24 protein-coding genes and 1 pseudogene are annotated in these 25,460 nt (G+C 66.0%); 18 read left to right on the top strand and 7 right to left on the bottom strand.

From position 1 onward, the window contains the following. Positions 1-43: 43 nt before the first annotated feature. The gene (locus tag A5784_RS14005; protein WP_064945511.1) at positions 44-1,417 is read left to right on the top strand and encodes an FAD-dependent oxidoreductase; all 1,374 of its coding nucleotides are present in this window, start codon (positions 44-46) and stop codon (positions 1,415-1,417) included. 79 nt (positions 1,418-1,496) lie between these two features. Here the strand turns inward: A5784_RS14005 and A5784_RS14000 are convergent, their stop codons facing one another. Together A5784_RS14000 and A5784_RS13995 are read right to left on the bottom strand one after the other, a co-directional pair. Continuing rightward, positions 1,497-4,340 (bottom strand): MMPL/RND family transporter, encoded by a 2,844-nt coding sequence (locus tag A5784_RS14000; RefSeq protein ID WP_064945510.1) that lies wholly within the window; start codon positions 4,338-4,340, stop codon positions 1,497-1,499. Further along, positions 4,337-4,783 (bottom strand): MmpS family transport accessory protein, encoded by a 447-nt coding sequence (locus A5784_RS13995; RefSeq protein ID WP_232006039.1) that lies wholly within the window; start codon positions 4,781-4,783, stop codon positions 4,337-4,339. The genes A5784_RS14000 and A5784_RS13995 overlap by 4 nt, the downstream gene beginning before the upstream one ends. A 122-nt stretch (positions 4,784-4,905) precedes the next feature. On the opposite strand from A5784_RS13995, the gene A5784_RS13990 reads away from it, so the two are divergent. After that, positions 4,906-5,472 carry a TetR/AcrR family transcriptional regulator gene (locus tag A5784_RS13990; RefSeq protein WP_082944834.1) on the top strand — a complete coding sequence of 189 codons (567 nt, stop codon included), beginning with the start codon at positions 4,906-4,908 and terminating at the stop codon, positions 5,470-5,472. A gap of 90 nt (positions 5,473-5,562) precedes the next feature. Next, complete coding sequence (locus A5784_RS13985) at positions 5,563-5,940, top strand: group I truncated hemoglobin (RefSeq protein ID WP_232006038.1); 378 nt, start codon at positions 5,563-5,565, stop codon at positions 5,938-5,940. Here the strand turns inward: A5784_RS13985 and A5784_RS13980 are convergent. Further along, positions 5,937-6,275 (bottom strand): hypothetical protein, encoded by a 339-nt coding sequence (locus A5784_RS13980; RefSeq protein WP_064945508.1) that lies wholly within the window; start codon positions 6,273-6,275, stop codon positions 5,937-5,939. The genes A5784_RS13985 and A5784_RS13980 overlap by 4 nt on opposite strands. Positions 6,276-6,363: 88 nt before the next feature. Between A5784_RS13980 and hisN the strand changes: the two genes are divergently transcribed. From hisN to A5784_RS13965, 3 genes are all read left to right on the top strand, one after another. Beyond that, positions 6,364-7,146, top strand: a complete 783-nt coding sequence (hisN, locus tag A5784_RS13975; protein ID WP_064945507.1) for a histidinol-phosphatase — start codon at positions 6,364-6,366, stop codon at positions 7,144-7,146. A 104-nt stretch (positions 7,147-7,250) separates the two neighbouring features. After that, a complete protein-coding gene (locus A5784_RS13970; RefSeq protein ID WP_064945506.1) occupies positions 7,251-8,648 on the top strand; it encodes an acyl-CoA dehydrogenase family protein in 1,398 nt (465 codons plus the stop codon). A 26-nt stretch (positions 8,649-8,674) separates the two neighbouring features. Further along, on the top strand, positions 8,675-9,895 hold the full coding sequence (locus A5784_RS13965; protein ID WP_064945505.1) for an acyl-CoA dehydrogenase family protein: 1,221 nt from the start codon (positions 8,675-8,677) through the stop codon (positions 9,893-9,895). A gap of 277 nt (positions 9,896-10,172) precedes the next feature. Here the strand turns inward: A5784_RS13965 and A5784_RS13960 are convergent, their stop codons facing one another. Beyond that, positions 10,173-11,150 carry an esterase family protein gene (locus tag A5784_RS13960; RefSeq protein ID WP_064945504.1) on the bottom strand — a complete coding sequence of 326 codons (978 nt, stop codon included), beginning with the start codon at positions 11,148-11,150 and terminating at the stop codon, positions 10,173-10,175. Positions 11,151-11,588: 438 nt separating this feature from the next. Here A5784_RS13960 and A5784_RS13955 point away from each other — a divergent pair, with 438 nt between their 5' ends. Beyond that, positions 11,589-12,755, top strand: coding sequence for an acyl-CoA dehydrogenase family protein (locus tag A5784_RS13955; RefSeq protein WP_064945503.1), 1,167 nt, complete (start codon positions 11,589-11,591; stop codon positions 12,753-12,755). A 4-nt stretch (positions 12,756-12,759) separates the two neighbouring features. On the opposite strand, the gene A5784_RS13950 is transcribed toward A5784_RS13955, so the two are convergent. Together A5784_RS13950 and A5784_RS13945 are read right to left on the bottom strand one after the other, a co-directional pair. Continuing rightward, positions 12,760-14,949: an MDR family MFS transporter gene (locus A5784_RS13950; RefSeq protein ID WP_064945611.1), complete on the bottom strand. Its 2,190-nt coding sequence runs from the start codon at positions 14,947-14,949 to the stop codon at positions 12,760-12,762. Positions 14,950-14,963: 14 nt separating this feature from the next. Then, complete coding sequence (locus A5784_RS13945; RefSeq protein ID WP_064945502.1) at positions 14,964-15,521, bottom strand: type 1 glutamine amidotransferase domain-containing protein; 558 nt, start codon at positions 15,519-15,521, stop codon at positions 14,964-14,966. A gap of 242 nt (positions 15,522-15,763) precedes the next feature. Between A5784_RS13945 and A5784_RS13940 the strand changes: the two genes are divergently transcribed. The 8 genes from A5784_RS13940 to A5784_RS38795 all read left to right on the top strand — a co-directional run bounded on the left by A5784_RS13940 (position 15,764) and on the right by A5784_RS38795 (position 23,462). Then, the gene (locus A5784_RS13940; protein WP_064945501.1) at positions 15,764-16,867 is read left to right on the top strand and encodes a homogentisate 1,2-dioxygenase; all 1,104 of its coding nucleotides are present in this window, start codon (positions 15,764-15,766) and stop codon (positions 16,865-16,867) included. A gap of 95 nt (positions 16,868-16,962) precedes the next feature. Continuing rightward, on the top strand, positions 16,963-18,156 hold the full coding sequence (locus A5784_RS13935) for an alpha/beta hydrolase family protein (protein WP_064945500.1): 1,194 nt from the start codon (positions 16,963-16,965) through the stop codon (positions 18,154-18,156). Then, positions 18,153-19,376, top strand: a complete 1,224-nt coding sequence (locus A5784_RS13930; RefSeq protein WP_064945499.1) for a CaiB/BaiF CoA transferase family protein — start codon at positions 18,153-18,155, stop codon at positions 19,374-19,376. Before A5784_RS13935 ends, A5784_RS13930 begins: the two co-directional genes overlap by 4 nt. Before the next feature lie 2 nt (positions 19,377-19,378). After that, positions 19,379-20,275: a hydroxymethylglutaryl-CoA lyase gene (locus A5784_RS13925; protein WP_064945610.1), complete on the top strand. Its 897-nt coding sequence runs from the start codon at positions 19,379-19,381 to the stop codon at positions 20,273-20,275. Between the two features lie 10 nt (positions 20,276-20,285). Continuing rightward, positions 20,286-20,900 (top strand): TetR/AcrR family transcriptional regulator, encoded by a 615-nt coding sequence (locus A5784_RS13920; protein ID WP_064945609.1) that lies wholly within the window; start codon positions 20,286-20,288, stop codon positions 20,898-20,900. Positions 20,901-20,920: 20 nt separating this feature from the next. Beyond that, positions 20,921-22,159 (top strand): acyl-CoA dehydrogenase family protein, encoded by a 1,239-nt coding sequence (locus A5784_RS13915; RefSeq protein ID WP_064945498.1) that lies wholly within the window; start codon positions 20,921-20,923, stop codon positions 22,157-22,159. Beyond that, the gene (locus tag A5784_RS13910) at positions 22,156-23,112 is read left to right on the top strand and encodes a phosphotransferase family protein (protein ID WP_197514744.1); all 957 of its coding nucleotides are present in this window, start codon (positions 22,156-22,158) and stop codon (positions 23,110-23,112) included. Before A5784_RS13915 ends, A5784_RS13910 begins: the two co-directional genes overlap by 4 nt. Then, positions 23,109-23,462: a DUF6285 domain-containing protein gene (locus A5784_RS38795; RefSeq protein ID WP_064945497.1), complete on the top strand. Its 354-nt coding sequence runs from the start codon at positions 23,109-23,111 to the stop codon at positions 23,460-23,462. The genes A5784_RS13910 and A5784_RS38795 overlap by 4 nt, the downstream gene beginning before the upstream one ends. Before the next feature lie 5 nt (positions 23,463-23,467). Here the strand turns inward: A5784_RS38795 and A5784_RS13900 are convergent, their stop codons facing one another. Next, positions 23,468-24,097: a class I SAM-dependent methyltransferase gene (locus A5784_RS13900; RefSeq protein ID WP_064945496.1), complete on the bottom strand. Its 630-nt coding sequence runs from the start codon at positions 24,095-24,097 to the stop codon at positions 23,468-23,470. A 121-nt stretch (positions 24,098-24,218) separates the two neighbouring features. Here A5784_RS13900 and A5784_RS13895 point away from each other — a divergent pair, with 121 nt between their 5' ends. The 3 genes and pseudogenes from A5784_RS13895 to A5784_RS13885 all read left to right on the top strand — a co-directional run. After that, a complete protein-coding gene (locus tag A5784_RS13895; RefSeq protein ID WP_064945607.1) occupies positions 24,219-24,737 on the top strand; it encodes a YceI family protein in 519 nt (172 codons plus the stop codon). A gap of 64 nt (positions 24,738-24,801) precedes the next feature. Then, on the top strand, positions 24,802-25,200 hold the full coding sequence (locus A5784_RS13890; protein ID WP_064945495.1) for an Rv3143 family two-component system response regulator: 399 nt from the start codon (positions 24,802-24,804) through the stop codon (positions 25,198-25,200). Between the two features lie 169 nt (positions 25,201-25,369). Beyond that, positions 25,370-25,460, top strand: a pseudogene (locus A5784_RS13885) (NADH-quinone oxidoreductase subunit A); the annotation flags it as partial.

Raw genomic sequence — 25,460 nt, 5'->3', positions numbered from 1 at the left:
TGCGCACGGCCGGGAGAGCGATTGGCTATCAGAAGGCTGATGCATGCGCCCATACCATGTGGCAGTCGTCGGCTCGGGACCCTCCGGGTTCTTTGCCGCGGCAGCGTTGTTGAAGTTTGCCGATTCCACCGACAGTGCTGAGCACCACGAGGTACGCGTCGACATGCTGGAGATGCTGCCGACGCCCTGGGGCCTCGTGCGCTCCGGTGTCGCACCCGACCACCCCAAGATCAAGACGATCAGCACCCAGTTCGAGAAGATCGCGCAGGATCCGCGGTTCCGGTTCTTCGGCAACATCGTGGTCGGTGAGCACGTGCAGGCCGGCGAGCTGGCAGAGCGCTATGACGCCGTCGTCTACGCCATCGGAACCCAGTCGGACCGACCGCTCGGCATCCCCGGCGAAGACCTGCCCGGCAGCGTGGCCGCTGTCGACTTCGTCGGCTGGTACAACGCTCACCCGCATTTCGAGCTGATGGCCCCCGACGTCTCGAATGCCCGCGCGGTGGTGGTCGGCAACGGCAACGTCGCGCTGGACGTCGCCCGCATCCTCGTAAGCGATCCAAAAGTGTTGGCGCGCACCGATATTGCCGACCACGCCCTGTCCACACTGCACGCCAGCGGGGTACAGGAAGTGGTGGTGATCGGCCGGCGCGGACCCCTGCAGGCGCCCTTCACCACACTGGAATTACGTGAGCTGGGCGATCTCGAGGCAATGGCCGACGTCGATGTCATCGTCGACCCGGCCGATCTCGCCGACATCTCCGACGAAGCGCTGGAGGCCGCGAGCAAGACGGTCAAGCAGAACATCAAGGTGCTGCGCGGCTACGCCGCCAAGGAGCCCACCGGGGCGGCGCGGCGCATCGTGTTCCGGTTCTGCACCTCCCCCATCGAGATCAAGGGTGACGGCAAGGTCGAGTCGATCGTGCTGGGCCGCAACGAACTGGTCACCGGCTCCGACCGGGTGGTCGCGAAGGACACCGGAGAGCGCGAGGAGCTGCAGGCACAGTTGGTGGTGCGCGCCGTCGGGTACCGCGGTGTGCCCACCGCCGGCCTCCCGTTCGACGAGCGCTCCGGCACCATCCCGCACACCGACGGCCGGGTGGACGGCAGCCGCAACGAGTATGTCGTCGGCTGGATCAAGCGGGGCCCGTCGGGCGTCATCGGCAGCAACAAGAAGGACTCTGCCGACACCGTGCAGACCCTGCTGTCCGATCTGTCTTCAGCCTCGCTGAGCGATTTCGGTCCCGATCACGCCGACGAGCTCGCCCAATGGCTGCTGTCCCGCCAGCCCTTGCTGATCACCGACGACCACTGGCAGCGCATCGACGCCCACGAGCGGGCCGCAGGCGAGGCGTTGGGACGGCCCCGGGTCAAGCTGACGAACGTGGCGGACATGCTCAAGATCAGCCACGGCTAGCCGTGGCGAGTGGCCAGTTGTTGCACGCTTTTTCGATCGCCGCGTGCGATAACTGGCCATTCGCCATATGTGGGCGGCCTCAGGCCGGCTGATTTGCCGGTTCGGGCACGGCAACCACGCGCCGCGGGCGGCTGCGTACCTTCAGCGGCCACCAGAACCAGCGTCCGAGGATCGCGGCGATGGACGGCGTCATCAAGGACCGCACCACGAGTGTGTCGAACAGCAGGCCGAGGCCGATGGTGGTGCCACCCTGCCCGATCGAGCGCAGGTCGGAGGTCACCATGGATGCCATCGTGACGGCGAAGACCAGACCCGCCGCGGTCACGACGCCACCGGTGGCGCCCATCGCCCGGATGATGCCGGTCTTGATCCCCGCGCCGATCTCCTCTTTGAAGCGGGACACCACCAGCAGGTTGTAGTCCGAACCCACGGCCAGCAGGATGATCACCGAAAAGGCCAGCGTCATCCAGTGCAGTTCGATGCCGAGCAGGTACTGCCACACCAGTACCGACAACCCGAATGACGCTGCCAGCGAGAGGATCACGGTCCCGACGATCACGAACGACGCGATGAGCGCCCGGGTGATGATCAGCATGACCATGAAGATCAGCGTGATCGCGCCCAGGGCGGCGATCAGCAGGTCCCATTTGGCGCCGATCTGAATGTCCTTGTAGGTGGCCGCAGTACCGCCGAGCCAGAACTTGGCGTCGGCCAGCGGGGTGCCCTTGACGGCCTCCTTGGCCGCCTGCAGCTCGGCGTCGACGTGCGAAATCCCTTCCGGCGTGGCCGGATCCGTGTCGTGGGTGATGATGTATCGCGCCGACTTGCCGTCAGGCGAGATCAGCAGCCGCAGACCTCGTTGAAAGTCCGGGCTGTCGAAGGCCTCCGGCGGGAGGTAGAAGTAGTCGTCGCTCTTGGCCGAGTCGAACGCCTGCCCCATCGCGCTTGCGGTATCGGTCATGCGGTCGATCTGAGTGATCAGGCCGTTGAACGTGCTGTACATCGTCTTCAGGGTGCCCTGCATGTCCTTGGACACCGCGATCATCGGCGGCAGCTGATCGAGCAACTGCGGCATGAGCGCATCCATGTCGTTCATGTTGCGCAGCAGCTTGGTCAGGCTGTCGCTGAGCCGATCGACACCGTCGAGCCCGTCGAACAGCGATCGCATAGACCAGCACATGGGGATGTCGAAACAGTGCGGTTCCCAGTACAGGTAGTTGCGCAGCGGCCGATAGAAATCATCGAAATCGGCCATGTGGTCGCGCATCTCGTCGGTGACGGTCTTCATCTCCGTCGCCGTGCCCACCATGTCGTGGGTGGTGCCGGTGAGCTTGCGCATCAGGTCAAGCATCTTCTCCATCGAGCCGATCATGATGCCGAGCTGGTCGCTCATCCGCTGCATGTCGCCGACGCGACCCTTGAGGAACTGCATGTTCTCGGTCATCGTCACCGATTGCAGGCTGACCTGAAAAGGTATGGAGCTGTGGGCAATCGGATCGCCCAGCGGTCGGGTGATGTTCTGCACGCGGGCGATGCCGGGCACCCGGAAGATGTTCTTGGCGATCTTGTCCAGCACGATCATGTTCGAAGCCGTACGCAGATCCTGGCCGGCCTCGACCAGCAGCATGTCGGGGTTCATCCGGGCCGCACTGAAATGCCGTTCGGCAGCGGCATATCCGACGTTGGAGGGCAGCGATTGCGGAATGTAGTGGCGATCGTTGTAACTGGTCCGGTACCCAGGCAGGGCGAGCAGCCCGACCAAGGCGATGGAGATCGCCGCCGCCAGGATCGGCACGGGCCAGCGCACCACCGCCGTGCCCACGCTCCGCCAGCCGCGGGTCTTGATCGCCCGCTTGGCGTCGAATGCGCCGAGCCGGCTGCCGACGGTGAGCACGGCGGGCGCCAGTGTCAGCGACGCCACCACGACGATGGACAAGCCGATGGCGCTCGGGATGCCCATGGAGCTGAAGTAGTTCAGGCGGGTGAAATGCAGGCACATCATGGCGCCGGCCACCGTGAGCCCGGAGCCGAGGATGACATGGCCGACACCGTGAAATGCGGTGTAATAGGCGTCTTCTCGGTCCTCCCCGGCCTGACGGGCTTCCTGGTAGCGGCCGACCAGGAAGATGACGTAGTCGGTGCCCGCAGCGATCGCCAGCGAGGTGAGCAGGCTCGTCGAGAAGGTCGATAGCCCGAGAAGGTGCTCGTTGCCGATCACCGCGACGACGCCCCGGGCCGAATTCATCTCGATGAGCACGACGAACAACGCCAACACCGTGGTGACGATCGACCGGTAGACGAGCAGCAGCATCACCGTGATGACGATCAGGGTGATCACCGTGATCTTGACCATCGACTTGTCGCCGGCCTCGGTCATGTCGGTGGTCAGCGGCGCCTGGCCCGTCACGTAGGCGTGCACCCCGGCAGGCCGGTTCGATCGGTCCACGATCTCGCGGACGGCCTCGACCGACTCCATACCGAGGGTTTCACCCTGATTGCCGGCAAGGTTGACCTGCACGTAGGCGGCCTTGCCGTCGGAGCTCTGCGAACCCGCGGCGGTGATCAGATCGCCCCAGTAGTTCTGCACGTGCTGAACGTGTTTGGTGTCGGCCTCGAGTTCCTTGACCAGGCCGTCGTAATAGCGGTGCGCATCGTCACCGAGTGTCTCGTCGCCCTCCAGCACGATCATCGCGATGCTGTCGGTGTCGAACTCCTGGAACTGCGCGCCCATGCGGTTCATTGCGATCATCGCAGGGGCATCCCTCGGCGACAGCGATACCGCGTTTTCCTTGCCGACCTGTTCCAGTTGGGGCGCAACGGCATTGGTCACCACGGTGACCGCCAGCCAGAACAGGATGATCGGGATGGACAGCACCCGGATCGTCCTGGCGATCCGCGGCCGGGTGGCGTGCGTGCCGGTCATGCGGCTTTCACCAGGCAGAAGGCCTGCGCGTCGTGGCCGGTGGACGACTGATCCTCGCGCACTTCACCATTGACGGTGATCCGGCACCTGATCGAGTTGCTGTCGCCTTGCGCGACGAGGTTGGCGAACATCGACGGCAGCGTCGTGGTGACCTGGAACGACCAGGGCAGCGAGGTGAAGTCGGCACGTTGCGGCTGGGCATTCTCGTCGAGATAGCTGATGCTGCCCACAGTCGACTCGGGCCCGAATACCTCGTAGAGGACCCGTTTGGGGTTGAACGGCACGATCTTGTCGACTCCGCCGCCCCCGGCGCCTGCCGACTGCTCGGAGCCGAAGATGCCATGCATGCGATACATGGCGAAACCACTGAGCGCGAGCACCGCCACCAAGATCAGTGGTATCCAGCCCCGTCGCAGGGCACCGAGGAAACCGAGCACCGCCACCCACCCTTCCCGACCAATGGAGGGTGCATCCCTGAGTAGGTCCTCCAGAAACCTTGAGAGAACTTACTAGTTCATTAATGGAACGTCAACGCTCCACTTTGGGGCGGAGTTACGATGGCACGATGGGCGCCGTCACAGAGCAGCTGTCTGGTTCGCAGGTCAGGACCCGCAATGCAATCCTCGCCGCGACCGCCTCGGTGATCGCCCGAAATCGCACCGCCACCTTGCCCGACATCGCCCAGGCCGCCGGCGTCGGCCGCACCACCGTGCACCGCTACTTCCCGGATCGGGACTGCCTGATGACCCAGACCAGGGCCGACTCGATCCGCATGCTCGACAAGGCGATTCGCGAGGCCGCCACCGATCAGGGTCCCGCGCTCGATGCCATGCGCAGGGCCATCGCCGCGATGGCCTCAGCCGGTGACCGCATCCTGTTCCTGTTCGACGATCCCGCCGTGATGCGCGACGTGCCACCAGCCGAACAGCCCAACGAGGACCTGGTCCTCGAACTCATCCGGCGAGGACAGGAGGAAGGCGTGTTCACCTCCGACCTCAGCGTGGAGTGGATCGAACACACCCTGTTCGCGCTGGTGCACTGGGCGTGCCGCGACGCCAACGCGGGCACACTGCCCCGTCACGCCGTGGTGCCGACCATTATCCGGACCTTCGAAGGCGGCTGCGGAACCTAAAGCTCGATCAACCCATGAATCGTCTGGTCATTGCCCGATGGCATCCGCTTTACTGAAGTGGATCTCTCGAGCGTTAGGCGCGGAGGCATGGTGTCCGAGACAACTTCGCTGTATCGACGGCTGGGTGGTTACGGCGTGATTGCGGCCGTCATCGACGACTTGTTCGCGGCATTGCGGGCCGACCCGGCGTTCGCGCGTTTCGCATCGGGCCGAAGCTTGGATTCCCATATGCGCGCCCGGCAGCTGCTGGTCGACCAGATGTGTGAGCTCAGCGGTGGACCCTGCTACTACATCGGGCGCGATATGAGGACCGCCCACGACGGCCTGGCCATCTCCGGAGCCGAATGGCGCGCCAACATGAGGTACGCCGACGCCGCACTGATGAAGAACGGCGTTGCAGAGCTCGAAAGAGCCGAGTTCCTGGCACTTTTCGAGCGCTACCGCAGCGAGATCGTCGAAACCGGCTAAACCGGAGGCACCTCGGAGGATGGCGGAGCGAAGCCCCACTTGTCCGGGTTCTTCGGTGAGTACACCACGGGAATCAGCTGCCCCATGGTCGGCCACGCGGAGACGTCGACCGCCATGCGCTGATACACCACATGCTCGTTGACCGTCGGTCCGTTGATGACGCCGGTGATCGTGACGAACTGCTCCCCTTCGGCGTCGGGACGCGGACTGACGCCCGTTACCAGCAGCGTCCCCGACACGGCATCGGGCCCCATCCCGCGACGTCGCATGATCCGCGGGGCCAGCAGCAACACCAGCACACCCACGAGCAACAGGAGTATCCCGAATTCCCACACACGACCATGGTAGGACTGCTGCCATGAGCGAAGCTTGCGAGCGAATCATGGAACTGCAATGCGGGGGCCGAGCCTGCGAGGCGACCGCATGAGCACCCCCGCAGATGACCTGACCCTGGCACTCGCGTTGGCCGATCAGGCCGACGCCCTGACCATGGCCCGATTCGGCGCGCTGGACCTGCGCGTCGAAACCAAGCCGGACCTCACCCCTGTCACCGACGCCGACCGCGGTGCCGAGGAATCACTGCGCGCGACGCTGGCCGACGCGCGACCCGACGACTCCGTGTTCGGCGAAGAGTTCGGTGGCACAACGACATTGACCGGCCGGCAATGGGTCCTCGACCCGATCGACGGCACCAAGAACTTCGTCCGCGGGGTGCCGGTGTGGTGCACGTTGATCGCCCTCCTGGAAGACGGCAGACCGACCGTCGGCGTCGTCAGCGCACCGGCCCTGGCGCGCCGCTGGTGGGCCGGTGCGGGCCAGGGCGCGTTCGGCTCCTTCGCCGGGCAGACCCGCAAGCTCGCCGTCTCCGGGATCAGCGACCTGGCCTCGGCAAGCCTGTCGTATTCCGATCTGACCACCGGCTGGGAAGACCGCCGGGACCGCTTCGTCGACCTGACCGACGCCGTGTGGCGGGTGCGCGCCTACGGGGACTTCTGGTCCTACTGCATGGTCGCCGAGGGCGCCGTCGACATCGCGTGCGAGCCCGAGGTGAAGCTGTGGGACATCGCCCCGCTCGACATCCTCATCCGCGAAGCCGGAGGGACGTTCACCAGCATCGATGGCACTGACGGGCCACACGGCGGCAGTGCGCTGGCAACCAACGGACAGCTGCATGCGGAGGTGCTCAACAGGCTGTCGGTGGACTGAGCCGACCCGTGTGACGGGTGTGAAGTTGGTTACAACGGCACCGTACCTTACTCCGGAGTAAGATACGGTCATGGCGTCGCCACTCCCAACTAGAGGCAGCTGACATGACCAACACTTTGCCGTCCAAGAACGGCTCTGCACCCCGTCCCCAGCGGTCCGACCGGCCCAGTGCCGTGGGGCTGCACAAGCACAAGCGGACCGCGACCGACATCGGGTTGGCGCTGATCACGCCGATCGTCGGCCAGGAGTTCCTGGATCGCTACGGATTGCGCGACCCGCTCAACCGCGGCCTGAAATACGGTGTGAAGCAAGTATTTTCCACCGCAGGCGCGGCCACCCGACAGTTCAAGCGGGTCCAGGGCGTCGGTAAGTCCCCCACCCGGCTCAAGACCAGCGGCGCCGACTACTTCGACCTGACGCCCAACGACGACCAGAAGATGATCGTCGAGACCGTCAACGAGTTCGCCGAAGAGATCCTGCGGCCCGCGGCCCACGACGCCGACGAAGCCGCCAAGTATCCGGCCGACCTGATCGCCAAGGCCGCTGAGCTGGGCATCACCGCGGTCAACGTCCCGGAGGACTTCGACGGCATCGCCGAGCACCGCAGCACGGTCACCAATGCACTGGTCGCCGAGGCGCTGGCCTACGGCGACATGGGCCTGGCCCTGCCGATCCTGGCGCCCGGTGGCGTCGCGGCCGCACTGACCCATTGGGGCAGCGCGGACCAGCAGGCCACCTATCTCAAGGAATTCGCGAGCGAGAACGTGCCACAGGGATGTGTGGCAATCGCCGAACCGCACGCACTGTTCGACCCCACCGCGCTCAAGACCACCGCGGTCCGCACCCCCAGCGGCTACCGCCTGTCCGGCGTGAAGTCTCTGGTGCCTGCGGCCGCCGACGCCGAATTGTTCATCGTCGCAGCACAACTGAACGGCAAACCGGCGCTCTTCATCGTCGAGGCGGCATCGGCCGGACTCACCGTCAAGGCCGATCCCAGCATGGGTATCCGCGCGGCCGCGCTCGGTCAGGTCGAACTCGACAACGTGACCGTGCCGCTGAGTGCGCGGCTCGGCGAGGACGCCGCCACCGACGCGGATTACTCAGAGGCGATCGCACTCTCGCGGCTCGGCTGGGCCGCACTCGCGGTCGGCACATCGCACGCCGTGCTGGACTACGTGATCCCCTACATCAAGGAACGCCACGCCTTCGGCGAACCGATCGCCCACCGCCAGTCGGTGGCGTTCATGACCGCCAACATCGCCATCGAACTCGACGGTCTGCGGCTCATCACCTGGCGCGGTGCGGCTCGTGCCGAACAGGGCCTGCCGTTCGCCCGCGAGGCCGCACTGGCCAAGAAGCTCGGCGCCGACAAGGGCATGCAGATCGGCCTCGACGGCGTCCAGCTGCTCGGCGGCCACGGCTACACCAAGGAACACCCGGTCGAGCGCTGGTACCGCGATCTGCGGGCCATCGGCGTCGCCGAAGGTGTCGTAGTCCTCTAAGCGGTCCTCCAAGCGAAAGACACATCATGGCAATCAATTTGGAAATGCCCCGCAAGCTGCAGGCGGTCATCGAGAAGGGCCACCAGGGCGCCGCGGAGATGCTTCGGCCCATCTCGCGTAAGTACGACCTGGCCGAGCACGCCTACCCCGTCGAACTCGACACCCTGGCCAACCTGTTCGAGGGCATCTCGAGCGCCAAGACCATCTCGTTCGCCGGCGCCGAGGCCTTCCGTGACGACGCCAACGGCGAGGCCCAGAAGACCACGGTCAACGGCGCCAACATGTCGGCTCTGCTCAACGCCCTCGAAATCAGCTGGGGCGACGTGGCATTGCTGTTGTCGGTACCGCGTCAAGGCCTGGGCAACGCCGCCATCTCGTCGGTCGCCACCCCTGAGCAGCTGGAGCGGCTGGGCAAGGACGTGTGGGCCGCGATGGCCATCACCGAGCCGGGCTTCGGCTCGGACTCGGCCGCGGTGACCACCACCGCTGTGCTCGACGGCGACGAGTACGTGATCAACGGCGAGAAGATCTTCGTCACCGCGGGTTCGCGGGCCACCCACATCGTGGTGTGGGCGACGTTGGACAAGTCGCTGGGTCGCGCGGCCATCAAGTCGTTCATCGTGCCGCGCGAACACCCCGGCGTCACCGTCGAGCGCCTCGAGCACAAGCTCGGCATCAAGGCCTCCGACACCGCGGTGATCCGCTTCGAGAACGCCCGCATCCCCAAGGACAACCTGCTGGGCAATCCGGAGATCCACGTGGAGAAGGGTTTTGCGGGGGTCATGGAGACCTTCGACAACACCCGGCCCATTGTGGCGGCCATGGCCGTGGGTATCGCCCGGGCTGCCCTGGAGGACCTGCGGGCCATCCTCACCGATGCCGGCGTGGAGATCTCCTACGACAAGCCCGCGCACGCACAGAGTGCCCCCGCCGCGGAGTTCCTCCGCATGGAAGCCGACTGGGAGGCCGGCTATCTGTTGACCGTGCGCTCGGCGTGGCAGGCCGACAACAGCATCCCGAACTCCAAAGAGGCCTCGATGGGTAAGGCCAAGGCTGCGCGAGTGGCCAGCGATATCACCCTCAAGGCCGTCGAGATGGCCGGAACCGTCGGCTATTCCGAGCAGACCCTGCTGGAGAAATGGGCCCGCGATTCCAAGATCCTCGACATCTTCGAGGGCACGCAGCAGATTCAGCAGCTGGTGGTGGCCCGCCGCCTGCTGGGCCTGTCCTCGGCCGAGCTGAAGTAGCGGTTCGCTAGAGAATCCTCCCGCCGAGCAAGACGCGAAAGTACCCGGTTTCCATTGGAAACCGGGTACTTTCGCGTCTCAGTGTCATTGTGAGGGGGCCGTGCTGCGGGTGTGTCGAGGTGACTGATACCGCGTGCTGCTCGGCCAATAAGGGTGAGCGCCACGCGTTTCAGCGGACGGGCGGTGGTGCGGGTCGCCGGCGGCTTCTGACCCCGTGGAACACGAAATCGCCCAGAACACCGAAGTGTTCTCGGCGATTTTCCGTTATCGCGTGGGCTTAGCCCAGGACCCGCTGCAGGTCCGGAACCATGGCCTGCAGTTCCCGGGCCCAGTAAGCCCAGTTGTGCGTGCCGTTGTCCGGGAAGTTGAACACCGCGTTGTTACCGCCGGCGGCGAGGTAGTTGTCGCGGAAGGTCTCGTTGGTGCGGATGGTCAGGCCCTCCAGGAAGGTTGCGGGCAGATCGCCGCCACCGAGCTCGTTGGGCTGGCCGTTGCCGCAGTACACCCACAGCCGGGTGTTGTTGGCGACGAGCCGGGGGATCTGCACCATCGGGTCGTTGCGCTTCCAGGCGCTGTTGGGATCTTCCGTCGGACCCCACATGTCGTTGGCCTTGTAGCCACCGGCGTCACCCATGGAGATGTTGATCAGGAACGGCCACATCCCCTCGGACGGGTTCAGGAAGCCCGACAGTGAAGCCGCGTACTTGAACTGATCCGGGTGGTAGGCGGCGAGGATCATCGAGGCCGAGCCGGCCATCGAGAGACCGACCGCGGCGTTGCCGGTTGCGGCGATGCCACGATTGGCGGCCAGCCACTGGGGCAGCTCGCTGGTCAGGAAGGTCTCCCACTTGTAGGTGACGCAGCCCGACTTGCCACATGCCGGCGAGTACCAGTCGCTGTAGAAGCTGGACTGACCACCGACGGGCATGACCACCGACAGGCCGGTGTTCAGGAACATCTCGAACGCGTTGGTGTTGATGTCCCAACCGTTGTAGTCGTCCTGGGCACGCAGGCCGTCGAGGAGGTAGACCGAGTGCGAGCCCTGTCCGCCGCTCTGGAACTGAATCTTGATGTCGCGGCCCATCGACGGCGACGGGACCATCAGGTACTCCACCGGCAGACCGGGCCGGGAGAACGCTCCCGCGGTCGCCGATCCGCCGGCCACGCCGATCAAGCCAGGCAGCAGCAGTGCTGCCATGGCCGCCACCGTAAATCGGCGCGCCCAATGGCCACGAATCTTGTCAATGAAGGTCATACTGCGAATCCGTCCATCTTCCGGTCAACTACGCCTGTACTGCGCGATCAAGGATCACCCAGCGACACGCAACGAAGGATCGCTGCATTGTCGCGCCCGCTCGGCTGAGCCCGGTGCATCAGGAGAGCGGACCGAGAAATTTCAGTTGTTGCGCCCTTGAGTAAATCATGAGGCCGCGATGAGAGAAAACCGACAGCCCGTTACGGCGCGGCACAACTCGGCTCAGCAAAAAATGACACGACCTTTGTCTTCACGCTCCATTGAGGCGTGCTACCAGCCGAAATAGCGGTTGGTCTCCCCTTGTGCAGACCACATGCAGTGGGTGCCGACACCAATCTGTGCACAACCAGTGTCCGGAGGGTTATCCGATCGTCGCCGAGCAGATTCCAAGGACGTCATTCAAATGACCATACTAAAAAGTATGGTAACTTTTCGGCCATGCCGACACTGCCACGTGCGGAATCCGTCATCACCGACGAATTCGTCGCCCGGCTGGGTGAGCGCGCGGCGGAGGCAGAGGGGTTGCGGCGGCTCCCGGACGCCACGGTGGCCGACCTGACGGCCACCGGTTTCACCGAATTACTGGTGCCCACCCGGTACGCCGGTCACGAGGCGGATTTCGCGGCCATCCTGGACCCGGTCCGCCGGATGGCCCACGGCTGCACGTCGAGCGCGTGGACCATCGGCTTCTACACGCTGCACAACTGGATGCTGGCCCTGTTCGGCGAGCAAGCCCAGGAGGAGGCCTACGCAACCCGACCGTTCCTGGCTCCGGCTCCGTTGGCACCCACTGGCCGCGGACTGCCTGCGCCGGGTGGCGTGCGACTGTCGGGTCGGTGGTCGTGGGCCACCGGCGTGATGCACGGCAACTGGATCATCGTCGCGGCGCTGTGCGGACCCGACGACGGCCTCTACCCCGCCCTGGCTCTACTACCGATGCGCGACGTCACCGTCGTGGACGTCTGGCACACCGACGGCATGCGGGCCACCGGATCCAACGACGTGGTGGCCACCGACGCGTTCGTGCCCGAGCATCGGCTGGTCAAGGTGACCGACATCTATGCAGGCACTGCGCCCGGCGCCGGTCTGCACGACAGCCCGACCTATCGCTGGCCGATGGTGCCTGCCCTGGCGCTGCTGGCAGCGATGCCCGCGCTGGGCAGCGCCGAACGCGTCACCGAGATATACGCGCACCGGCTCGCTGAGCGCGTGCTGCCGTACGAGGGCGTCATGCAGAAAGACAAGCCGATCGCACAGGCCCATCTGTCCGGTGCACAGGTCCGGCTACGCGCTCTGCGCGGACTGCTCGCCGACACCGTCGGCCAGATCGAGGGCATCGTGGCCGCCGGAGACCCGGTCGACAAGCCTGTGCGAGCCCAGGCCCGCCTGGCCGCGGCGCACATCGTCGCTGAGTCACGCGCCGTCATCACGGAGCTGCTGGGCGCCGGTGGTGCCAGCATCCATTTCCTGTCCAGCCCCCTGCAGCGGTTCAAGCGTGACGTCGACGTTCTGGCCGGGCACGTGGTGTTCGACTACGACACCAGCCGCGAACTGGCGGGCGCACTCGCGCTGGGTATGAAGATCCCCCGCACGGCGATGATCTGATCGCTCACCGCCGCGGCGGCCGGGGCCCTGGCCGCGACGGCGGCGCCACCCGCGGGCGGAAGGGGCGGGTGGGCGGTTCCACTCGTGGCTCCGCCGATGGCGCGCGGAGGCGGGTTGTCGGCGGCACGGCGGCCGGCCTGCGCGACGGGCCCAATTTCATCGGCCTGGTCTCGTCGTGTGCGCGATCGCGCTCCATGAGCACGCCTCGGGCAACGCGGTCGAGCGCACCTTGGACCTGCAGCCGATCCGGGCGGCCGTGGAAATCCGGGGATTGCGCGAGGCTCTCGGTAAGCCAGCTGGAGATGACGTTGCGGGCCGAGCTGATCTCCGCGGCGCCGGCCGGCGTCAATGAGAACTCGTGTCCCTCCCGCATCGCGAAACCGGTCGCGACCAGCCGGTCGAAGGCCGGCTCCAGAATCTGCCGCGGTACCCGTCGTTCATCGGCGATGTCGAGTAGGTTCGCGGCCCCGGTGGCCGCGGCGTATCTATAGATCTGGATCAGCGCCCACAGCTGCGCGGTATCCAGGCGGCTGCGCGGCGAATGCGCCAGGGCTTCGAGATCCACGCCATGACTGCGTTGCAGCAGCCGCCCGATGGCGACTTCGAGAACCTTCTCCGGCGGTTCGGTGGTCGGCATGGCGAAGCCCTCCCCCATGTCGGTGCTGCCACTGGCCGCGGTGTCGCGCAGCGGAACCTGCTTGAGGAAGAGCGCCAGCACGAATCCGACCACCGCGAACGGCGCCGCGAACAGGAAGACCCGAGTCAGCGAATCGGCGTAGGCATCGATGATCGGTGCCGCGATGGCGTGCGGCAGGCGGTGCAACACCTGTGGCGACGTCGCCGCGCCGGGCGGCGCGTGACTGGTGGCCATCGCCGACGGAAGCCGGTCGTCCAGGAAGTTCGCGAACAGCGATCCGAAGATAGCGGCCCCGAACGAGCTGCCGATCGTGCGGAAGAACGTCACGCCGGAGGTGGCCACGCCGAGGTCGCTGAAATCGACGGTGTTCTGCACCACCAGGATGAGCACCTGCATGCTCAGTCCTATCCCCGTGCCGAGGACGAGCAGGTCCAGGGACTGGATCAGCGTCGACGTGTCGGCGTCCATCCGGGACAACAGCACGAATCCGACCGCCATGATGGCCGTGCCGACAATCGGGAAGATCTTGTACTTGCCGGTGCGGCCGACGAGCACGCCACTGCCCAACGAGGTCACCAACAGGCCGGCAACCATAGGCAAGGTCCGAAGCCCAGATGCGGTGGCCGAGACCCCGTCGACGAACTGCATGTAGGTAGGCAGGAACGTCAGCGCACCCAGCATCGCGAACCCGACGACGAAGGACAGCACACAACAGACCGTGAAGACCGGGTTGGAGAACAACCGGATCGGCAGGACTGGTTCGGCGGCACGGCGCTCGACCATGACGAAGGCCGCCAGTGCCACCACCGATCCGATGAAGAGGCCGACGATGGTCGGCGAACCCCACGCGTAGGTCGTGCCGCCCCAACTGGTCGCCAGGGTCAGACCCGCGGCCCCGAGACCGACGAGCACGATGCCGGCGTAGTCGAGGACGGGTCTGGTGGTGCGTTCGAGGGCCGGGATCGCCACCGCCGCGATCGCAATGACGACGATCGCCACCGGGACATTGATCCAGAACGCCCACCGCCAACTGAGGTGGTCGGTGAACAGGCCTCCGAGCAGTGGGCCGACCACGGTGGTGACACCGAAGACCGCGCCGAGCGCGCCCTGATACCGGCCGCGCTCGCGAAGGGGAATCACCTCACCGATGACGGCGACGGCGGTCACCGTGATGGCACCGCCGCCGAGTCCCTGCAGCGCCCGTGACGCGACGAGCATCCCCATCGACTGCGCCGAACCGCACAGCACCGATCCCGCGAGGAACAGCACGATGGCGACCTGGAACACCTTCTTGCGGCCGAAGATGTCGCCCAGCTTGCCGACCACCGCCGTGACGATCGTCGAGGCGAGCAGATAGCTGGTGACCACCCAGGCCTGATGCCCGGCGCCGCCGAGATCGGCGACGACGGTCGGCAACGCAGTCGCGACGATCGTCTGGTCGAGAGCCGCCAACAGCATCCCGAGCACGACGGCCAGGAAGACGAAGTTGCGTTGCCGAAGGCTCGACGACGCGGCCGCAGCCGGGTCCGCCGCGTCAGTCGAGGCACGATCTGTCATGACTCGACCCGTGTTCACGTCTGTGCGGGAGTGCTCGCCAACTCGTCGGTGATCGCCTCACAGAACGCAGGCAGATCCTGCGGGGACCGGCTGGTGATCAGGTTGCCGTCGACACAGACCTGCTTATCGACGACCGTGGCTCCGGCGTTGCGGAGATCTGTGCGGATGCTCGGATAGCTGGTCAGTGTGCGGTTTCGAACGACGTCGGCTTCCACGAGGGTCCACGGTCCGTGGCAGATCGCCGCAACGGGCTTGCCCGAGCGGACAAAGTCACGGACGAACGCCACAGCGGATTCGTCCAGCCGCAACTTGTCCGGGTTGACGGTGCCCCCCGGCAGGATCAGCGCGTCGTAGTCGTCCACCTTCGCGTCGGCGACTTTGCGGTCCACCGGAAAGCTGCCTGCCGGTTCGAGATCGTGGTCGCGGGCCTGAATCTCGCCCGATTTGAGTGACAGGAGGTCGACGCGGCCGCCGGCGTTCTCGACCGCGGTGCGGGGCTGCTCGAGTTCGATGCGCTCCACGCCGTCGGCGGCCAGAATGCCGATCCGGCGGCCCTGTAGTTCTTTGGGCACGTGAGTCCTTTCGTCCTGCGCGGTGTCACCGGCGAGATCGCCTGTGCGCCGCGCTGATACGGGTTACAGCGGGAAGGAAGTCGCGGAATCAACTTCGGCGAAAGGCGTCCACGACTTCCTCCGTGGGAGCTGGCTACCCCGCGGAAAGGACACTGAAACGCCGCGCCGCCAACCCTTGCACACCCCCAGAACAAAAAGTAAAGTCACTTTCAGTTTTCGTCGCACCCCCTAGGGAGCCTGGTATGGAATCCTTCGTCCACCTGCGCAAAGGCAAGACCCCGAAGCGCATACACGCCGACCTCGACGGCCTCAAGGACGACGAACTCGGGCGCGGCGGTTTCGTCGGGCGCACCGCGAACATGTACCGGCGCAACGACCCCACGGCCTACCGCACCGTGGGCCCGCTGCGCCCCACCGACGTGCTGTCCTCGGAGCTCAAGCCCGCCGATGCGACCGATGCGCAGGGCGGTCCACTGCTGATGTTCTCCAATGCCGATTGCCAGGTGCTGCTGAGCCGGCGCAGCGAGGCGATGCCCTTCTTCGTCCGCTACGTCGACGGCGACCTGCTGCTGTTCGCGCACAAAGGATCCGGGCTGCTGGAGACCGAGTTCGGCCCGCTGCGCTATCGCGAGGGCGACTGGGTGTACATCCCGAAGGCGTGCACGTTCCGCCAGGTGCCGGACACCGAAAGCACATGGCTGATGATCCAGGCGACCGACGATTTCCGCGTGCCGCCCGCCGGCACGCTCGGTCGGCACTTCCCGTTCGACCCTGCGCAGGTGACGATCCCGGAACCGTGCCCGATCGACGACGACGGCAGAGCCGAGTACGAGGTCCGGCTGATCCACTCCCCAATCGACGGGGTTGCCACGACCTCTCTTATTCACCAACATCATCCGCTCGATGTGGAGGGCTGGCGCGGTGACAACTTTCCGTTCACCTTCAACATCGAGGACTACACCGTCATCACGTCCGAAAGTGTGCATCTGCCGCCCACGGTGCATCTGTTCATGCAGGCCACCGGGGTGTATGTGATGAACTTCCTGCCCAAGCCCGCCGAGAGCGTGCCCGGCACCGAACGCACCCCCTGGTATCACCGCAATGTGGATTACGACGAGATCGCGTTCTTCCACGCAGGCTCGCTTTACGGCATCCCAATGCCACCCGGCCTGATTTCCCATGCGCCGCAAGGGGTTCACCACGGCGCACCGGAGAAGGCACGGGAGCGGGCGCGGCGCAAGTTCGACGAATACGACCGGGTCGATTGGTCGGTGATCGCCATCGACACCCGGCGCCGGTTGGTGCCGTCCGCCGAAATCCTTGGCAACGACCTCGGGCAGCACTGATGAGCGCTTGCGCGAAGAAGAGAGAGCACTGATGAGCGCTTGCGCGAAGAAGAGAGAGCACTGATGAGCGCTTGCGCGAAGAAGAGAGAGCACTGATGAGTACTGTTGAAGCAACCGTGGTGAAGCACGACTACGACCGCATCCCGTATCTGGTTGCCTACCAGAACAATTCGGCGGTCCGCGACGTGTACGGCGGTGTCGCGGAGCTCGTGGTGCTGGAGAGCTATCTGCTGAAACCGAAGGACAAGCCGAGCGACACCGTGCTGGTGTTCATGCACCCGATCGGCGGCGGCGCCTATCTGCCGATGATCAACGCGCTGGCCCGCGCCGGACATCACGTCATCTACTGCAACAGCCGCTTCCGTGGCACCGACTCCGCACTGCTGATGGAGAAGGTCGTCGAGGATCTCGGCGAATGCATAAAGGACGCCAAGAACCGCTTGGGGTACTCGAAAGTCGTCCTCGCCGGCTGGAGCGGTGGCGGATCGCTGTCGGTGTTCTACCAGCAGCAGGCCCAGAACCCGACGGTGACGGCCAGCCCGTCCGGGGACGGCCCCGACCTGACGACGCTCGGCTTGATCCCTGCTGACGGCATCATGCTGCTGGCCGCGCACATCAGCAGGCACGGCACCATGACCGAGTGGATGGACGCCTCCATCCTCGACGAGAACGACCCGTCGAAGCGGGATCCCGAGCTGGATCTGTACAACCCGGACAACCCGAACCAGCCGCCGTACACAGCCGAGTTCCTCGAGCGCTATCACCAGGCGCAGATCGACCGCAACCGGCGAATCACCAGGTGGGTCAAAGAAAAGCTGGCTGAGCTGAAGGCGGCGGGCCGCCCGGATGACGAATTCGCATTCGTCGTGCACGGCACCATGGCCGACCCGCGCTGGCTCGATCCGACGGTCGATCCCAACGAACGCACCCCGGGACAGTGTTATCTGGGCGATCCTCAGGTGGTGAACATGAGCCCGGTCGGCCTGGCCCGATTCTGCACGCTGCGCAGCTGGCTGTCGCAATGGAGCTATGACGATGCCAACGGCGATGCGGTCACGGCAGGCCCGGACATCGCGGTGCCCGCGCTGGTCATCGGCAACCTCGCCGATGACGCCTGCACGCCCAGCCACACCCGCCGCCTGTACGAGGCGATCGGGCATCCGGACAAGGAGATGCACGAGATCCCCGGTGCCAACCACTACTACTCGGGTCCCGATCAGCGCGACAAGCTGCGCCACGCCGTCGGCGTGTGCACCGACTGGCTGCACCGGCACGGGTTCTCGCAATGAGTGAACTCCGGCGAGCGGACGCGACCGGGGCGTTGGACGGGATCAGGGTGCTCGAACTCGGCACCCTGATCTCAGGGCCGTTCGCAGGCAGGCTGCTGGGCGACATGGGCGCCGAGGTGATCAAGGTCGAGCTGCCCGGCAGCCCGGATCCCCTGCGCACCTGGGGCCAGGCCGAACTCGAGGGGCACCATTTCTTCTGGACGGTGCACGCGCGTAACAAGAAGGCCATCACCCTGGACCTGCGCACCGACCGGGGCCGGGAGCTGTTTCTGGATCTGGTCGACCGCTCCGACATCATCGTGGAGAACTTCCGGCCCGGCACGCTGGAGAAGTGGAACCTGGGCTACGACGTCCTGCGCGCACGCAACAAGGGCATCATCCTGGTGCGGGTGTCCGGGTACGGGCAGACCGGGCCGGACGCCGGTAAGGCCGGCTACGCCTCGGTCGCCGAGGCGGCCAGCGGGCTGCGGCATATGAACGGCTTTCCCGGCGGCCCTCCCCCGCGCCTGGCGCTGTCACTGGGCGACAGCCTCGCTGGGATGTTCGCCGCCCAGGGAGCGCTCGCGGCGCTGTACCGCCGCAGCGTCACGGGCGAAGGACAGGTGGTGGACACCGCGCTGACCGAATCGTGTTTGGCGATCCAAGAATCCACCATCCCGGACTACGACGCAGGCGGTGTGGTGCGCGGGCCGTCCGGTACGCGGCTTGAGGGTATCGCGCCGTCGAACATCTATCAGAGCGCCAACGGCAGCTGGGTGGTGATCGCCGCCAACCAGGACACTGTGTTCCGGAGGTTGTGCACAGCGATGGGCCGGCCTGAACTGGCCGCCGACGACCGGTTCGTCAATCACGTTGCGCGCGGGCGTAATCAAGACGAACTCGACAAGATCATCGGCGCGTGGGCGGCCGAACGCCAGCCCGCCGACATCATCGAGACGCTGTCGCAGGCCGGGGTGATCTCCGGACCCATCAACACGGTCGCCGAGGTGGTCGAGGACCCGCAACTGCGGGCCCGCGGCATGATCGCCGATCACTGGGACGAACGGATCGGGCGTAACGTCAAGGGCCCCGGCATCGTGCCGGTTCTGTCGGAATCGCCTGGCAGCATCCGCAACGCCGGACCGGCGCAGCCGGGTCAGCACAATGCCGAGGTGTACGGCGGGCTGCTCGGCCTCAGTGCCGACGAACTGGAGAAACTGCGCACCGAGGGGGTGCTGTGAACATGACCACCCATGTCGACATTCGCGAAGTCTGTCTGCGCGACGGTTTGCAGCTCGAGGATCCGATTCCGTTGGCGGCCAAGGTCACACTGCTGGAAGCCATCGTCGCCACCGGTGTTCGCGAGATCGAGGCGACGGCGTTCGTGTCTCCGTCCAAGGTGCCTGCCCTGGCCGACGCCCCCGAGTTCGCCGAAGCGTTGGCGGCGTTTCCGGACGTGGAGTTCTCGGCCCTGGTCGCGAGCCCCAACGGGGCCAAACGCGCCATCGCCTCCGGGCTGCGCTCCATCGAGTACGTAGTGTCCGCCTCCGATGCCCACAGTCAGGCCAACGTGGGCCGCACCACCGCCGAAGCCACTGCCGCCATCGCCGATGTCAGCCGGGTGGCACACGACAGCGACGCCGCTGTCGAGGTCATCGTCGCCACCGCGTGGGACTGCCCGTTCGACGGGCCGACCGCTCCGCAGCGGGTGATCGACATCGTCACCGCAGCAATCGAACTCGGCGTCGACCGCATCGCCATCGCCGACACCATCGGGACCACCACGCCGCGCCGGGTCACCTCGCTCATCGAGCAGATCCGCCCGATCGTCGGAACCATGCCCCTCGGTGCGCACTTCCACAACACCCGGGGCGCCGGACTGGCCAGCGCCTACGCCGCGGTGCAGGCCGGGGTGACCCGGCTCGATGCGTCGGTGGGCGGCCTCGGCGGCTGCCCGTTCGCTCCCGGCGCCACCGGCAACATCGCCACCGAGGACCTGGTGTACCTGTTGCGGGACAGCGATATCGATGTCGACGTCGACCTGACTGCCGCGATCGAGGCCGCCAAGGTGGCCCAGAACCTGGTCGGACACCGACTTCCCAGTGCGTTGCTGCGCGCGGGTGACCGGATCCGGAACTGACGGCGCCCGCATGACGCCCGCCGAATCCCTCACCGCCAAGGGCCGCCAGACCCGTGGAGCCATCGAGCTGGCGGCCCGGAAGCTGTTCGCCGAGCGGGGTTTTCACGGCACCACACTGGCCGATATCACCTCGGCGGCGGGGAAATCCGCGGCGGTGTTCTACCGGTACTTCGACGACAAGGAAGATCTGCTGGCCTCGCTGGCCGAATCGTTCCTACACGACATCGTCACCCCGTCGGGCATGAGTGTGCCGCTGCCGGGTTCCCCTCAGGACACCGACTACTTCACCACCGTGGTCACGGGGTACTGGAATCTGTTCAAGCAGAACATCGGCATCATGATCGCGGTGGCGCAACTCGGTGCCACGCAACCACGATTCGCCGAAGTACAGCATCAGTTCCGGCGTTTCGGCATGGACATGGTCGCCGAATCGGTACGTCACGCCGCCGCCCAGGGTTACGCGCAGGGCCTCAATCCCGAGCACATTGCCGCCGCGATCGCGCTGCTGTTCGAGAACTTCACCGTGGTGATCGTCGGTAACCCGGGATCCGAACTGCAGATCAGCGATGAGGACGCCATCACGACCCTGTCGACGATCTGGAAGAAGACTTTGTACGGCTTCTGAGTGCAGAAAGAGGGATAAGAGTGGATTTCACTCTACCAGAACACCTTCCAGGGCTGCTGGCCGAGATGGACGCCTTCATCGAGGCGGAGATCAAACCACTCGAACAGCAGCACATGCAGTACTTCGACCGGCGCCGCGAGTTCGCCCGCACCGATCTGGACAACGGTGGGGTCCCTGCCCGCGAGTGGGAGGACCTGCTCGACGAGATGCGCCGACGCGCGGATGCGGCCGGCTGGCTGCGCTACGGGTTGCCCGGTGAGTTCGGCGGCCGCGACGGTACGAACCTGGACATGGCTGTGATCCGGGAACACCTGGCGCACAAGGGACTCGGCCTGCACAACGATCTCCAGGACGAGTCATCGATCGTCGGCAACTTCCCACAGGTCATCATGATGAGCCGGTTCGGCACCGAGGCCCAGAAGAAGGAATGGGTCGAGGCGATGATCACCGGCGAGCGGTCGATGGCGTTCGGACTCACCGAACCCGACCATGGCAGCGACGCGACCTGGCTGGAGACCTCCGCGGTCAAGGACGGCGACGGCTGGGTGATCAACGGCGCCAAGCGCTGGAACACCGGGGTGCACCGCGCCACGCACGACCTGATCTTCGCGCGGACTTCCGGCGAACCCGGGCAAGCGGTGGGTATTACAGCATTTCTGGTGCCGACTGACACACCGGGTTTCACCGTGCCGTACTACTGGTGGACTTTCAACATGCCCAGCGATCACGGCGAGGTCGTACTCAAAGACGTTCGGGTACCCGATGACGCGGTGCTCGGCGAGGTGGACCATGGCCTCGAAGTGGGGCAGACCTTCCTGCACGAGAACAGGATTCGCCAGTCGGCCAGCAGCCTGGGCGCCGCTCAGTACTGTATCGACCGCGCCGCGGCCTACGCCGGTGAGCGCATCGTCTTCGGTAAACCCCTGGCGGTCAACCAGGCCGTGCAGTGGCCGCTGGCCGAGCTACAGACCGAGGCGCAGATGGTGCGACTGCTGGTCTATTACGCCGCCTGGCATCTGGACCGGGATCACCACATGGAGGTCTCCGACAAGGTGTCGATGGCCAATTACCGCGCGAACCGGTTGGTGTGCGAGGCCGCCGACCGGGCCATGCAGATCCACGGCGGAATCGGCTACAGCCGCCATGAACCGTTCGAACACATTTACCGGCATCACCGCCGCTACCGGATCACCGAGGGAGCCGAGGAGATCCAGATCCGCCGCGTCGCGCAGCGCATGCTGAAGTTCGGGCGAAAGTGATCGACACCGCGGCCCTGGCCACAGTGTTGGCGCCCGAGCTGGGCGACGTGACCATCGCGGGCCTGCGCGAGCTGACCGGTGGCGCCAGTCGGACCACCTGGGCGTTCACTGCAGACGACCGGCGGCTGATCCTGCGCATCGGACCACCCGACGACGTGCACGCAGGCATGGAGTTGGAGGCCGCCGCGCTGCGCCGGGCGGCGGCCGCGGGCGCGCCCGTCCCGCATATCGTGGCGGCGTCCAATTCAGTTGAGCCGCTCGGTAGTCCGTTTCTCATCTGCGATTTTATCGATGGCGAGACCATCGTCCGCAAAATCGCCCGCACCCTGGACGACGCGTCGCGCCCGGCACTGCTGGCCCAGTGCGCACAGGCGCTCGCACAGATCCACCGCGCCGATGCGCACGGCATCGGCTTGACGCAATCCGACCCGCTCGCCGACTGGCGCGGGGAACTCGACCAAATGGGCGACACGACAGCCACATTCGAGTGGGCGTTCCGATGGCTGGAGCGCAACCGCCCGACGCCGACACGTCATGTGCTGGTACACGGCGACTTCCGGATGGGCAACCTGATCGTGGACTGCACCTCCGGAACAGCCAGGCTGGCGGCCGTATTGGATTGGGAGCTCACCCATATCGGCGAGGCCGCCGACGACGTGGCCTGGTTCTGCATTCGCGCCTGGCGATTCGGCGCACCGAAGGAGCTCGCCGCAGGTGGGTTGGGCAGTATCGACGAGTTCGTCTCGGCCTATCAGGCGGCCGGCGGCGCCCCCGTCGACCCGGACACCCTGCACTGGTGGTTGGTGCTGGCAACCCTGCGCTGGGGAGTCATCTGCCGCTACCAGTACGAGCGGCACCGCAGCGGCCAGACGCGATCGGTGGAGCTGGCAGCGATCGGGCGCCGTGTCTGCGAAACCGAGTACGACCTGCTGACCCTGCTGGAGCGGACATGACCGGCCTGCATTACAAGCCGACGGCGGCCGAGCTGGTGGCGGCGGTCGCGGAGTTCCTGGAGACCGAGGTGCGCGACGGCACCGGGCCCGACGGTCGGCGCATCGACGTCGCAGCCCTCAGTTTCCACGCCCGCGTCGCCGCCAACGTTCTGCGCACGGTGGAACGTGAACTGCTCGACGACACCGCCGACGAGCCGTTGCAGGTGTTGCGGACGCTCGGATTCGGCGACGAAGCGGAACTGGCGGCAGCGATCCGCGCCGGCGACTGCGGCGACGAGGTCCTGCCGGCGCTGCATGCTCTGGTCCGGCACCGGCTCCGCGTGGCGCACCCCGGCTACGAACGGGAGTGAGCCGTTCAGAGTCGGCGCACCCGCGCCAAGAACGCGGGTTCGTCGACCATCGTGCCCACCGCGACCCCGAACGCCTCGGCATGCGCCTCCCCGACCACGCCGCGGTAGGTCGTGGTCTGTAGCGACTCGAGTTCCCAGCCGGTGCCGAACGCGGAGCGGATGGTGTCCTCACCGACCTGAGGACCGAAGCCCCGGCCTGCGTCGGAGAGCGCCAGCACGTACACGAGCCCACCGGGACGGCAGACGCTGTGGAGGCTGCGCACGTATGCAGCGCGGTCGGCGTCGTCGAAAATGTGAAACAGCGCGCTGTCGATGACCGTCCGATACGTCGACGTACCGGTGAGGCGGAGCGCGTCGCCCACGTCGAACCGCGCGTCGACGCCCCGGGTCGCGGCGTTCGCACGGGCCTGCTCGATGGCCCGAGGCGCGAAGTCCATGCCGAGGATGTCGTAACCCAACCTGGCCAAAAGGATGGTGTGCTCGCCGGCACCACACCCGATGTCGAGCACGGGACTGCCGATGCCGCCGGTGCGTTCGAGGTCGACGATCGCCGGTTGTGGCTCGCCGATCACCCAGGGGGCGGTGTTCGATGCGTACGCTTGGTCGAACCGGGACATGATCGGTGTTTCGTCCATGCCAGCCAGTGTTCAATCTCAATCGCACTTGAGGTCAATGGCGGTCCAGGAGATTGATCCCGCCCCCGGCCCACATCGTGATCAAGACATGACCCGACAACCCGATCAGCACGGAGGCGCCATGACGACCCTGCCGGACATTCTCGTAGATACCGCGGGCAGCTGGACGCTGGTCACGGACCGGTCCTCGGTGACATTCCGCAATAAGACCGCCTGGGGGCTCGCGACGGTCACGGGCCAGTTCTCCGAGTTCAGCGGCGACGGCGTCGTCGGGGAAACAGTCACCGGGCGGCTGGTGATTCGGGCCGCGTCGCTGCACACCGGCATCACTAAACGCGACAACCACCTGCGCTCGGCCGATTTCTTCGACGTCGACACCCACCCCGACATCGTGGTCGAGGTGACCGGATACGAGACCGCCGACACGGAACGGGCGCTACTGCGCGCGACGCTGACGGTCCGGGGCACCTCACAGCCCATCGAATTGCCCGTCGGCGTGCAGGTTCTCGAAGACGGCGCGGTACAGGTGTCGGGTGGCTGCACGGTGCATCGGCGCGAATTCGGGGTGTCGGGCAACATGCTCGGCATGGTCGGACCGAAGACCGACATCTCGGCAGACCTGGCGTTCGCCCGGGCCTGAACGCGCACAGTCGAATTCACCGACTTGCCCGGCGGGCGCGGGCTCAGCCAGTAGCATCGCCAACATGGTCGGCCCCGCGCCGCTGCGCATCCTCGTGTACAGCGACAATCCGCGCACCCGCGAGCAGGTGCGACTCGCGCTGGGCAAACGCATTCACCCGGAACTGCCCGAATTGGACTACGTCGACGTCGCGACCGCGCCGATGGTGATCGCACACATGGACGCGGGCGGATTCGACCTGGTCATCCTCGACGGCGAGGCCACCCCGGCCGGGGGCATGGGTATCGCCAAACAGCTCAAGGACGAGATCAACGACTGCCCGCCGATTCTGGTACTCACCGGACGGCCTGACGATGCCTGGCTGGCCCGCTGGTCACGCGCCGAGGCGGCCGTTCCGCACCCGATCGACCCTATCCGTTTGGGTGATGCGGTGGTGTCCTTGCTGCGCACCCCGGCAAGGTAATCCGAACGCGAATCAACCTGTAGCCGTTCGATATTCACAGCAGAGCGATATGCGCCGTGGTGCATCGGCGCGTTAGTAACCGATACTAATCAAAATGCGTGGCGCGGGCCGCAAAGCTCGCTAGGCTGTGGGTCAGCTCACATCGACACCGAGGGAGCGTTCACGCGGCATGAATCTGTACACGCCCATTCTGGTTCTCGGCGCGATCGCGGCTGTGTTCGCGGTCGGCTCGGTGGGCATCGCCCTCGTCATCGGGCCGC

It is taken from the genome of Mycobacterium sp. 852013-50091_SCH5140682 (assembly GCF_001665685.1).
Classification (GTDB): Bacteria; Actinomycetota; Actinomycetes; order Mycobacteriales; family Mycobacteriaceae; genus Mycobacterium.
The sequence above is the reverse complement of the archived record's forward strand: the minus strand, read 5'-3'. Positions and strand labels throughout refer to the sequence as shown.

Coding starts and splice junctions, on each gene's coding strand:
- A5784_RS14005 (WP_064945511.1), top strand. CDS start 44: ATGCGCCCATACCATGTGGCAGTCGTCGGCTCGGGACCCTCCGGGTTC.
- A5784_RS14000 (WP_064945510.1), bottom strand. CDS start 4,340: ATGACCGGCACGCACGCCACCCGGCCGCGGATCGCCAGGACGATCCGG.
- A5784_RS13990 (WP_082944834.1), top strand. CDS start 4,906: ATGGGCGCCGTCACAGAGCAGCTGTCTGGTTCGCAGGTCAGGACCCGC.
- hisN (WP_064945507.1), top strand. CDS start 6,364: ATGAGCACCCCCGCAGATGACCTGACCCTGGCACTCGCGTTGGCCGAT.
- A5784_RS13970 (WP_064945506.1), top strand. CDS start 7,251: ATGACCAACACTTTGCCGTCCAAGAACGGCTCTGCACCCCGTCCCCAG.
- A5784_RS13965 (WP_064945505.1), top strand. CDS start 8,675: ATGGCAATCAATTTGGAAATGCCCCGCAAGCTGCAGGCGGTCATCGAG.
- A5784_RS13960 (WP_064945504.1), bottom strand. CDS start 11,150: ATGACCTTCATTGACAAGATTCGTGGCCATTGGGCGCGCCGATTTACG.
- A5784_RS13955 (WP_064945503.1), top strand. CDS start 11,589: ATGCCGACACTGCCACGTGCGGAATCCGTCATCACCGACGAATTCGTC.
- A5784_RS13950 (WP_064945611.1), bottom strand. CDS start 14,949: ATGACAGATCGTGCCTCGACTGACGCGGCGGACCCGGCTGCGGCCGCG.
- A5784_RS13940 (WP_064945501.1), top strand. CDS start 15,764: ATGGAATCCTTCGTCCACCTGCGCAAAGGCAAGACCCCGAAGCGCATA.
- A5784_RS13935 (WP_064945500.1), top strand. CDS start 16,963: ATGAGTACTGTTGAAGCAACCGTGGTGAAGCACGACTACGACCGCATC.
- A5784_RS13930 (WP_064945499.1), top strand. CDS start 18,153: ATGAGTGAACTCCGGCGAGCGGACGCGACCGGGGCGTTGGACGGGATC.
- A5784_RS13925 (WP_064945610.1), top strand. CDS start 19,379: ATGACCACCCATGTCGACATTCGCGAAGTCTGTCTGCGCGACGGTTTG.
- A5784_RS13920 (WP_064945609.1), top strand. CDS start 20,286: ATGACGCCCGCCGAATCCCTCACCGCCAAGGGCCGCCAGACCCGTGGA.
- A5784_RS38795 (WP_064945497.1), top strand. CDS start 23,109: ATGACCGGCCTGCATTACAAGCCGACGGCGGCCGAGCTGGTGGCGGCG.
- A5784_RS13900 (WP_064945496.1), bottom strand. CDS start 24,097: ATGGACGAAACACCGATCATGTCCCGGTTCGACCAAGCGTACGCATCG.
- A5784_RS13895 (WP_064945607.1), top strand. CDS start 24,219: ATGACGACCCTGCCGGACATTCTCGTAGATACCGCGGGCAGCTGGACG.
- A5784_RS13890 (WP_064945495.1), top strand. CDS start 24,802: ATGGTCGGCCCCGCGCCGCTGCGCATCCTCGTGTACAGCGACAATCCG.